The organism is Corynebacterium lubricantis DSM 45231 (assembly GCF_000379425.1).
Lineage (GTDB): Bacteria > Actinomycetota > Actinomycetes > Mycobacteriales > Mycobacteriaceae > Corynebacterium > Corynebacterium lubricantis.
The window spans coordinates 1-8,577 of sequence record NZ_KB902207.1 but is presented as its reverse complement, the minus strand read 5'-3'; the positions used below and the strand labels follow the sequence as shown (position 1 = coordinate 8,577).

The window sequence follows — 8,577 nt, the reverse complement described above, 5'->3', positions numbered from 1 at the left end:
GGGGGGGGGAGCCGCGAAGACTCAGTTTCTCATTCCCTGATGGCCGCTGCGTATAGGCGTTCTCAGGCCGTCTCGAAGACATGGTTAACGATCACCGCGTCCGGGTTCGGTTGCCCGTGGGCAAACATCGTGCCCTGGCCTTTTCGCAATGAGTGCATCGCCTCCATCCCTTTCAGCGTCCGGTAGGCGGACGTTCGGTTTTTGAACGCCCCCTTCGGCCCCAGGATCCGTTTCAGCCGGCCATGATCGCCTTCAATGACACTGTTGAGGTATTTCACCCGATGATGCTCGACCGTCGGTGGACAGACGCCTTCCGCCTTCAACTCAGAGATTGCCTTGGCCAGTGAGGGGGGCTTTGTCGGTGCTGATCACCCGCGGATAGCCTGCCGATTTATTCGACCGCAGCGTCTTCGCCAGGAAACGCTTCGCTGCGGCCACGTTCCGCTTCGAGGAGAGGTAAAAGTCTAGGGTCTGCCCACCAGCGGTGATCGCCCGATAGAGGTAGCACCACTTCCCGCCGACCCGGATGTAGGTCTCGTCCACCCGCCAGGAGCGCGCCTGCCAGTCAGACACCTGCCGGTACCAGCGGGTCTGCTTGTCCAGTTCAGGGGCGTATTTCTGGACCCACCGATAGATTGTGGTGTGATCGACCGGCACACCACGTTCGGTCATCATCTCTTCCAGATCGCGATAGCTCACCCCGTAACGGCAGTACCACCGCACCGCCCACAGAATGACCTCGCGAGGAAAATGACGACCCGAGAAGATGCCTATAACCGTGATCATTCCATGGCGACCACCATTCCGCCCCTACTTTGCAACAGCACCGAAACTCACCCCGCTACCTTAGAAGTGGGACACCCTATGGGCGACTGTGCAGAGGACTTCTGAAAACGACAAAACTCCTGCTCCCGCCCCTTCCGCTGTGGTTGCGACAACCCCCGAATCTCCGGCTATACATCCTATCGGCCAGCGGTTCTCTTATATCCGCGTCTCGAGCGCCGATCAGAATCTCGCTCGGCAGCGTGAGATGATTGGGAAGGTGGATAAGGAGTTTCGCGATGAAGTCTCCGCCAAATCCCGAGCTGACCGGCCAGGACTAGTAGTACTTCGTTAGCTCTTGTGGAGTGATCTTTATGGGGCGTAATGTTTGATCATGAACACAAAAACCACCACCCATACCCCGAGTGCTCTCCAGGATTTCGTCGCTGAGGTCTTTGCCTCCCTGGTCCGCAAAGACCAACGCGCCACATCCAGCTACTACCTCCAAGGACTAATGCTGGAGGGACGTCGGAAATCCATGCAACCCATGGCGCAGCGTCTGGGCATTGATCATCAACGACTCCAGCAATTCGTCTCCACCTCACCCTGGCCAGTCGAACCGGCAAGACAAAGCCCTGGCCACCAAGGCGGTTAACCTTATTCACCCCGATGCCTGGGTTGTCGATGACACCGGCTTTGTCAAGGACGGGTCAGCCTCACCCGGAGTCGCCAGACAGTACTCCGGCACCCTCGGCAAAGTCGGTAACGTCCAAATCGGGGTCAGTGTGCACGCGGTGACCGATACCGCGTCGTGTCCGTTGAACTGGCGGTTGTTTCTCCCTGCCAGTTGGGATGAGACCACCGCCGACTCGGAAGAGAGAGACGCGCCCTCATCCGGCAACGCCGGGCCAAAGCCCTGATCCCCGCTGACATCGGACACCGCCCGAAGTGGGAACTGGCGATGGAGATGATCGACGAACTCCACGACTGGGGTGTGAACCCACCTGTGGTGGTCGCGGATGCTGGCTACGGTGACAATGGGGCGTTTCGTACTGCGCTGACCACCCGCGGGTTGGAGTATGTTGTGCAGGTCAAAGGATTAACCAGTGTTCACCCCGGTGACGTGGTCTTTGACACCCCAGAGTATTCCGGGTTCGGCCGCCCCAAAAAGCCAGGCTACCGGACCCCGCCTGTGCAGGCCCAGGAACTGGCCCAATCGCTACCGATCGCACAGTATCGTCCCGTGTCCTGGCGACAGGGCAGTAAAAACACCTTGACCAGCAGGTTCACTGCGGTGCGGGTGTGCCCAGCCAACCGGAATCTCCCGCGCAATGATGACGGTACACTCCCGGCATGCTGGTTGCTGATCGAATGGCCCAGTGCTGCTTCAGCGCCAACGGATTACTGGTTGTCGACCCTGCCGGAAGACACCCCGATTGAGCAGTTGGTGCGGTTGGGGAAAATCCGGTGGCGGATTGAACATGACTATCGGGAATTGAAGCATGGGTTGGGGTTGGATCATTTCGAAGGTCGGCATTGGCTGGGGTGGCATCACCACACCACGCTGGTGACCGCGGCGCATCTGTTTGTCACCCAGCAGCGGTTGGTGACTGCTGACCCAAAAGCCCAGGTGGTGGGGTGAGTTTCTATGCTGTCCTCGCCGAGCTTCAATCGATGGTCATTGAGTTGCTGGGGTGCTGCCCGTATTGCGGGCGAGCACCCACCTAACGAAGTACTACTAGATCACCTTCAAGAGGGCATCGGTGCACTTCGTCGAAGAGAATCTGACGTTTTCGAAGGAATCCACTGATCCGCGGGTCACCCTCGTGCTCGGGGATCGGCGAGTCGTTCGCGGAGTTTAAATGCTCCATCATTCGTGAACATCAGGATGAGGGCATTGCGCTGGCGGAGAAAGCCGGCAAGTACAAGGGCCGCAAACGGGCTTGGAACCCCGGGGATCTTGAGAAAGTCTGCCAGCGGTTGGGTGCCGGCGAATCCAAGATCGCCATCATCACCGACCTCGGTATCGGGGGCACCACCCTCTACCGGGATCTAGCAAAACGAAATTGAAGAAGGATCCAGACCTCAGGAAAGGGGACACAGAGTTCGGGCTGCCGGATGGTCCACCCCATGTCCGCACCCCCGTTTGAGGCGGGTTGCCAGGAACAGTGTTTGGCGGTCGGATGTATCTAAACATGCTTGAACCCCGTTCGGCACTATAAATGCCGGACGGGGCCTATCACCTAACCTTTCGAGGAATACACGTGGCTGTTTACCTTCTGACCCCAGGTACGGGATTCCCCAGCTTCGCTAATCCGCTGCGGAATGTTCCACGGGTTGGAGTCACGCACGGGAGCAGGCAGCAGCGCATCGGGCAGGGACTGGTAGGTCACCGCCCGGAGGAACCGGTTAATGGCCGCGGTTCCCACCGAGGTCGAAGAATTATTCGTGGTGGCAGGCCAGGGACCGCCGTGCACCATGGCGTGGGTGACGGCCACACCGGTAGGCCAGCCTCCGTATAGTACGCGGCCTGCCACCTGCGTCAGCGCGACTACCAGGGCATGAAGTTCCTCGGTGGCTTCATCATCAGCAGTCTGAAGCGTTGCCGTCAAAGAACCGGTAAACAGCTCATTAACCACCGTTGCAGGGTTCTCACCGGTGGGCACCTCAACCAGCACGGTGAACGGGCCGAAGACTTCCGCGAGAATCGCATCGCGGTGTTCCCGCAGGTCGGCAAGCGATACGCCCACGATCGTCGGTGTGGTCCACACCTGCTGATCATCATCGACGCGAGCTTGGCCATCGACGATAACATGAACCCCGGGGGCGGAGATCACTTCCTCACGCCGCCCGGTGTAACCACGCGCGATGCTTGGGTTGAGCAGTCGCTGCTCGCCCAATTGGGAGTTTGACGCAGCCACAGCCTCCCGGATCTTTTCCTCAAGACCATGACCTTCAGGAAGGAACACGAAGCCGGGCTTCGTGCACAACTGACCGGCCGATCCTGCCACTGCCCCCACCAATCCCGAAACCAGGTCATCCACTCGGGTATCGATTGCTGCCTGGGTGACAAAGACCGGGTTCGTGGACCCCAGCTCACCGAAGAACGGGATCGGTTGCGGACGGGCTGCAGCGATATCGGCCAGCAGGCGCCCGACGTGCTCTGATCCGGTAAAAGAGCCGGCTTGAATTCGGGGATCTTTCAGCACCGCGGTGCCGTTTTCCTGACCGGTGATCACCGCGAACACCCCGTGAGGCATTCCGGAGTCCTCCAGCGCGGCGGTGACGATTTCCCCTGTTCGGACGCTGAGTTTCGGATGTCCGGAATGCGCCTTGAGGATAACAGGGCACCCCGCCGCCAGGGCTGCAGCAGTGTCCCCACCAGCCACGGAGAAAGCGAAGGGGAAGTTCGAGGCAGCGAAGTTGATGATTGGGCCAACCGGCAGGCGGGTCATGCGTAGTTCCGGGCGTACGCCGATTGCAAAATCCTCATCAAACCGGTCAATGCGCACGTCCAGGTAGGCACCGTCGACAATAACGTCACTAAACAGGCGCAGCTGCACCGCAGTACGGTTTAACTCCCCGCGCAGGCGTCCTTCTGCCAGTCTAGTTTCTTCCTGGGCGAGTGCGACCAGTTCATCAGCATGGTCATCAAGTGCGTCAGCAACGGCTACGAGTGCACTCGCGCGGGTTCGGGGTTCGGTGCTGGCGTACTCGATCGCAGCCGCGTCGGCAGCTGCGACGATCGCCTCGATCTCGGGCTTGAGCTCGGTAATCAGGGGGCTGTGGGTGTAGGGGGTAGTCATAGTCTGAGTGCCTTTCCTTCTTGGGGATCGAGTGGTTTTAGGAGGTTGAAAACATCTAGAACTGGAAGCCAGCGGGGAACGGGTCACTGGGATCGAGCATGTACTGGCCCATTCCAGTGACCCAGGCTCGTCCCGTAATGGTCGGGATTACCGCGTCATAGTCGCCCACCATGGTCTTTTTGATCAGTCGACCGGTAAACCGACTGCCGATGAAGGACTCATTGACGAAGTCGGTGTCGAGTTCGAGTTCCCCGCGTGACCACAGCTCGGCCATGCGTGCTGAGGTGCCGGTACCGCACGGTGAACGATCGAACCAACCGGGATAGATAGCCATTGCATGACGGGAGAGCTGTGCGTTGGACCCTGACGCAATGAACTCGACGTGATGGACATGATCCACCCCCTCAATCGTCGGGTGCCGGGGTGGATCCGTTTCGTTGATTGCGTCCATGATTGCACGCCCAGCCTGCAGGATCTCCTGCTGGTTCTTGCGGTCGAACTCAACTCCGATCGAGTCAAGATCAACCATGGCGTAGAAGTTTCCGCCAAAGGCAAGTGAGTACGGGATATTCCCGTAACCGGGCACCGTAATCATGGCGTCCAACCGGTCCGTGTAACTAGGCACATTCTCAATGGTCACGGACTCTGCGTGCCCATCTTCGACCTCGACACGGGCGATGACCAGCCCGGCTGGGGTATCCAGGCGGATAGTGGTCACTGGCTCGGTAACCTCCACCATGCCGGTTTCCACCAACACGGTCGCCGTGCCGATCGTGCCATGGCCACACATGGGCAGCAGGCCGGATACCTCGATGTAGAGCACCCCGAAGTCACAGTCATCGCGGGTGGGAGGCATAAGGATAGAACCGCTCATTGCACCGTGTCCCCGCGGCTCAGTCATCAGCATCGTCCGCAGGTGGTCCAGGTTCTGTTGGAAATAAATCCGTTTATCATTCATGGTTTCGCCAGGAATCGGTTTGAATCCGCCGGTTATCACACGAGTAGGCATTCCTTCTGTATGAGAGTCCACGGCAGAGAAGAGCAGTTTCGAGCGCATTATGCCTCGCTTTCGGTGGGGTAGATGGCCTGGTCATCGACTCGGTGGGGTGGGGATTGCGGATCCTGCAGGGTGTCACCGGAACAGGCGATATCTCCCAGGCGTACCGGCGTGACAATGGGACGACGATCGGTGCGCGCGCCGTCTCCCTGGGGGTCGCCGGTCAGCTGCGCTAGGATAGCCTCGACATTCCGCCCGCATATGCGTCCCTGGCATATCCCCAAGCCAACGCGGGTGGTCAGCTTGGTCGATCGCAGACCCGAGGATTCCGTCAATGCCACAGTGTCGCGGAAGGCACCGAACTTCGTTTCCTCACAGCGGCACAACACCGTATCATCGTCTACCCAGCTCATCCAGCCACTGCGGACGCCATGGGCGGCTTCCAGCCGATCGGCGAAATGGGCAAAGGTGGCCTGAGCTCGCACAGCGCGACGCAGGCTGGGAGCCTGAAGATCTCCACCTGCGGCACAATGGCCGGCGATCTCACCCTCAGACAGTGCAGCATCACAGCCACCGATGGAGGTAATCTCACCCGCGGCATAAATATTGGGCACGCTGGTCTCTTGGCGTGTGTTGACCTGTACGAACCTCGACGAAGAAATCGTACAACCGGCAGCAATTGCAAGTTCGATCCGTGGAGTAAATCCGTGGCTGACGCATACGGCATCGACCTCATACTGTTTCTCAGTCCCCGGGATCGGCTGCCAGTTGTGGTCGATCTTTGCGACGGTAACGGACTCCACTTGGTCGGTGCCGTGCGCAGCGATGACCGCAGAGCCCAGGTGATAGGGAACGCGATGTCGTAGATGGATGCCGACGTATTCCACCAGTTCGCTGCCTTTGTGAGCCGCACCGAGCATCTTCCAAGGAGCCCTGGTGATCCAGTTAGTGAGATTGCGGACCTGGCTGGCTTCAAAGACACCGATGACCTCGGCGTTGGCGGTTGCCAGAGAGGACATTACGGGTAATAGAAATGGTCCGGCACCAGCTACGACCACACGTTTTCCCACGGCGATGCGTTCGCTTTTTGCGAATGCCTGCGCTGCTCCGGCGGTAAAGACACCGGGGAGATCCCAACCGGGGAAGGGAAGGGTGCGGTCATGTGCCCCCGTAGCCAGTACCAGGGCATCTGGTGTCAGGCGTACGGAGGTACGGTCTGTGCCGTCGGGAGGTCCTACCAGGATGTTGAGCGCCAGCTGTGTGTCATGGTCGTATTCCAGTGACCAGACCTGCGCTTCAAACATGACCTCGCAGTTCTCGTCGTTAAGAACCCCATCCCGGAGCCGTGTGTAGGTGTCCCAGCTGTGGTGGAGTTTTGCTTCTTTCGCGCCTGCACGCTCAGCGGGTAGGTGCCGCCAGAACTGTCCGCCCAGTTGGTCAGATGATTCGATGAGTGTGACCCGCGCACCAGCGTTTTTCGCGGCTAACGCAGCGGACAGGCCGGCAGGTCCGCCACCGACGATGACGACATGCCTGGCTGTTGATCGCGAAGATTGCGTCAGGATTGCATTCTCCATTACTTTTTCACCTCCGGAAGTTCATCGTGCTGCGGTGTGATCACGTCGCCGTCGTGGCAGCGGCGCTGGCAGGCACGGACATCGCGTTGGCCGTTGACGGCCACAATGCAGTCGAAGCAGACTCCGATACCGCAAAATAAGCCGCGTTTTTTGGCATGGACCGAGGTGGTGCGCCACGACAGGATGTTGTGGGACATCAGGACTCCGGCGATGGTCTGACCCTGCTCCCCGGCCAGCTGGCGGCCGTCAAAACTAACGTGAAGTGTTGCCGAATGCTTGCGTTGGATGGGGTCTTGGTCTGCGGGGACGAGCCGAGGGTTCATGCTAATGCCTCCTGAAAATAGTGCTGAAGCGTTGGTCGTCGCAGGTCAAACGGCGCTGTGTCGATAACACCGAGTGGGCTTGATGGTGTTTCCCCCAGAATGCGTGCGGCAAGGATCTCAGCGGTGACCACCGACAGACCGATGCCGGCACCCTCATGCCCTGAAGCGTGGTGGAGTCCCGGGATGCGTGGATCATCCCCGGCGATGGGAAGATGATCAGGCATGTAGGGGCGGAAACCGCCGTAGGTACGCATGATCGAGGCGTCAGCCAGGAAGGGAAACACTCTCAGGGCTTTTTTCGCCATCTCCGCGTAAACGTGGGCGTGGAGGGTGTCGTCAAACCCCACCTGTTCTCGGCTAGAACCGATCAACACCGTTCCGGCTTGGGAGGACTCGATGACCGCGGCAGTCTCAAGCGCTGCCCCAGCGGATTGGGTGGCCCCGAAATAGTCGCCGTCGTAGACCTTGTGGAACACACGATGCGGCATTCGTGAGGTCACAAGCACATTCCCCCGCCGGGGTTTGACCGGGACCGGGGCTCCCAGTGTGGCCGACAGTGAACCTGACCAGGGTCCAGCTGCGATGATGACGTTTCTCGCTGCGATGTCTCCACGGTTGGTCCGCACCCCCTCCACCGTCCCAGAGGGTCCGTGGATTAGGGCAGTGACCTCGGTGTTATTAAAGGATTTGGCGCCGTGTTTGCGGGCCACGGCCAGGAGAGCTTCGGTCGCGATGGTCGGTTGGATCTGGCAGTCCTCGGGGTAATAGACCGCGGCTGTAATCTCAGGGTTGAGCCACGGCTCACGCTCGAATGCCTCATCCAGGGCCAGGACTCGAGCATCGATAAGTGACTTGCGCTGCTCAGTAGCGAAGTTTATGAGTGGTTGCGCTCCCGATTCCGTGGTGGTGACGACAATGCCGCCCTTGGGTTCAAACTCCACCGAGGGAAATGCTGGGCCGAGTTCTTCTTCCAGCTGCTTGGAGAGCACGGGCCACATCGCCAGTGAATGACGAGCCAGGTGCTGTTGCAAAGTTGGGCCAGGGTCGAAAAGCCCAACCTCAAGACATTAGTTGTCCTTGCTCCGGGGTGCTTAAGCTGTCTCGAATATCCG

General features: G+C 59.4%; 7 protein-coding genes and 2 pseudogenes. 3 read left to right on the top strand and 6 right to left on the bottom strand.

The genetic code is table 11. The features are described 5' to 3' along the window. Window positions 1–62: 62 nt before the first annotated feature. A pseudogene (locus A37O_RS15685) lies at window positions 63–774 on the bottom strand (IS6 family transposase). A 100-nt stretch (window positions 775–874) separates the two neighbouring features. Between A37O_RS15685 and A37O_RS16900 the strand changes: the two are divergent. The 3 genes and pseudogenes from A37O_RS16900 (at window position 875) to A37O_RS16930 (ending at window position 2,832) form a co-directional block, all read left to right on the top strand. After that, window positions 875–1,117 (top strand): recombinase family protein, encoded by a 243-nt coding sequence (locus A37O_RS16900; protein ID WP_342661955.1) that lies wholly within the window; start codon window positions 875–877, stop codon window positions 1,115–1,117. Between the two features lie 39 nt (window positions 1,118–1,156). After that, window positions 1,157–2,404 (top strand): annotated as a pseudogene (locus tag A37O_RS16980) (IS701 family transposase). 338 nt (window positions 2,405–2,742) lie between these two features. Continuing rightward, window positions 2,743–2,832 (top strand): hypothetical protein, encoded by a 90-nt coding sequence (locus tag A37O_RS16930; protein WP_018297200.1) that lies wholly within the window; start codon window positions 2,743–2,745, stop codon window positions 2,830–2,832. Window positions 2,833–3,005: 173 nt separating this feature from the next. Here A37O_RS16930 and A37O_RS0109110 read toward each other — a convergent pair whose 3' ends face one another. From A37O_RS0109110 to A37O_RS15130, 5 genes are read right to left on the bottom strand one after another with little or no spacing between them, the layout of a single operon-like run. Next, complete coding sequence (locus tag A37O_RS0109110) at window positions 3,006–4,568, bottom strand: aldehyde dehydrogenase (NADP(+)) (RefSeq protein ID WP_018297199.1); 1,563 nt, start codon at window positions 4,566–4,568, stop codon at window positions 3,006–3,008. Between the two features lie 55 nt (window positions 4,569–4,623). Beyond that, entirely contained in the window at window positions 4,624–5,625 is a 1,002-nt protein-coding gene (locus tag A37O_RS0109105) for a proline racemase family protein (protein WP_026196272.1), read from the bottom strand. After that, a complete protein-coding gene (locus tag A37O_RS0109100) occupies window positions 5,625–7,142 on the bottom strand; it encodes an FAD-dependent oxidoreductase (RefSeq protein WP_018297197.1) in 1,518 nt (505 codons plus the stop codon). Before A37O_RS0109100 ends, A37O_RS0109105 begins: the two co-directional genes overlap by 1 nt. Continuing rightward, window positions 7,142–7,465 carry a (2Fe-2S)-binding protein gene (locus tag A37O_RS0109095; RefSeq protein ID WP_018297196.1) on the bottom strand — a complete coding sequence of 108 codons (324 nt, stop codon included), beginning with the start codon at window positions 7,463–7,465 and terminating at the stop codon, window positions 7,142–7,144. The genes A37O_RS0109100 and A37O_RS0109095 overlap by 1 nt, the downstream gene beginning before the upstream one ends. Beyond that, the gene (locus A37O_RS15130; protein ID WP_156802555.1) at window positions 7,462–8,496 is read right to left on the bottom strand and encodes an NAD(P)/FAD-dependent oxidoreductase; all 1,035 of its coding nucleotides are present in this window, start codon (window positions 8,494–8,496) and stop codon (window positions 7,462–7,464) included. The genes A37O_RS0109095 and A37O_RS15130 overlap by 4 nt, the downstream gene beginning before the upstream one ends. Window positions 8,497–8,577: the final 81 nt, after the last annotated feature.

Excerpts from the sequence above, each read along its gene's own strand:
- A37O_RS0109110 (WP_018297199.1), bottom strand. The coding sequence starts at position 4,568 with ATGACTACCCCCTACACCCACAGCCCCCTGATTACCGAGCTCAAGCCC.
- A37O_RS0109105 (WP_026196272.1), bottom strand. The coding sequence starts at position 5,625 with ATGCGCTCGAAACTGCTCTTCTCTGCCGTGGACTCTCATACAGAAGGA.
- A37O_RS0109100 (WP_018297197.1), bottom strand. The coding sequence starts at position 7,142 with ATGGAGAATGCAATCCTGACGCAATCTTCGCGATCAACAGCCAGGCAT.
- A37O_RS0109095 (WP_018297196.1), bottom strand. The coding sequence starts at position 7,465 with ATGAACCCTCGGCTCGTCCCCGCAGACCAAGACCCCATCCAACGCAAG.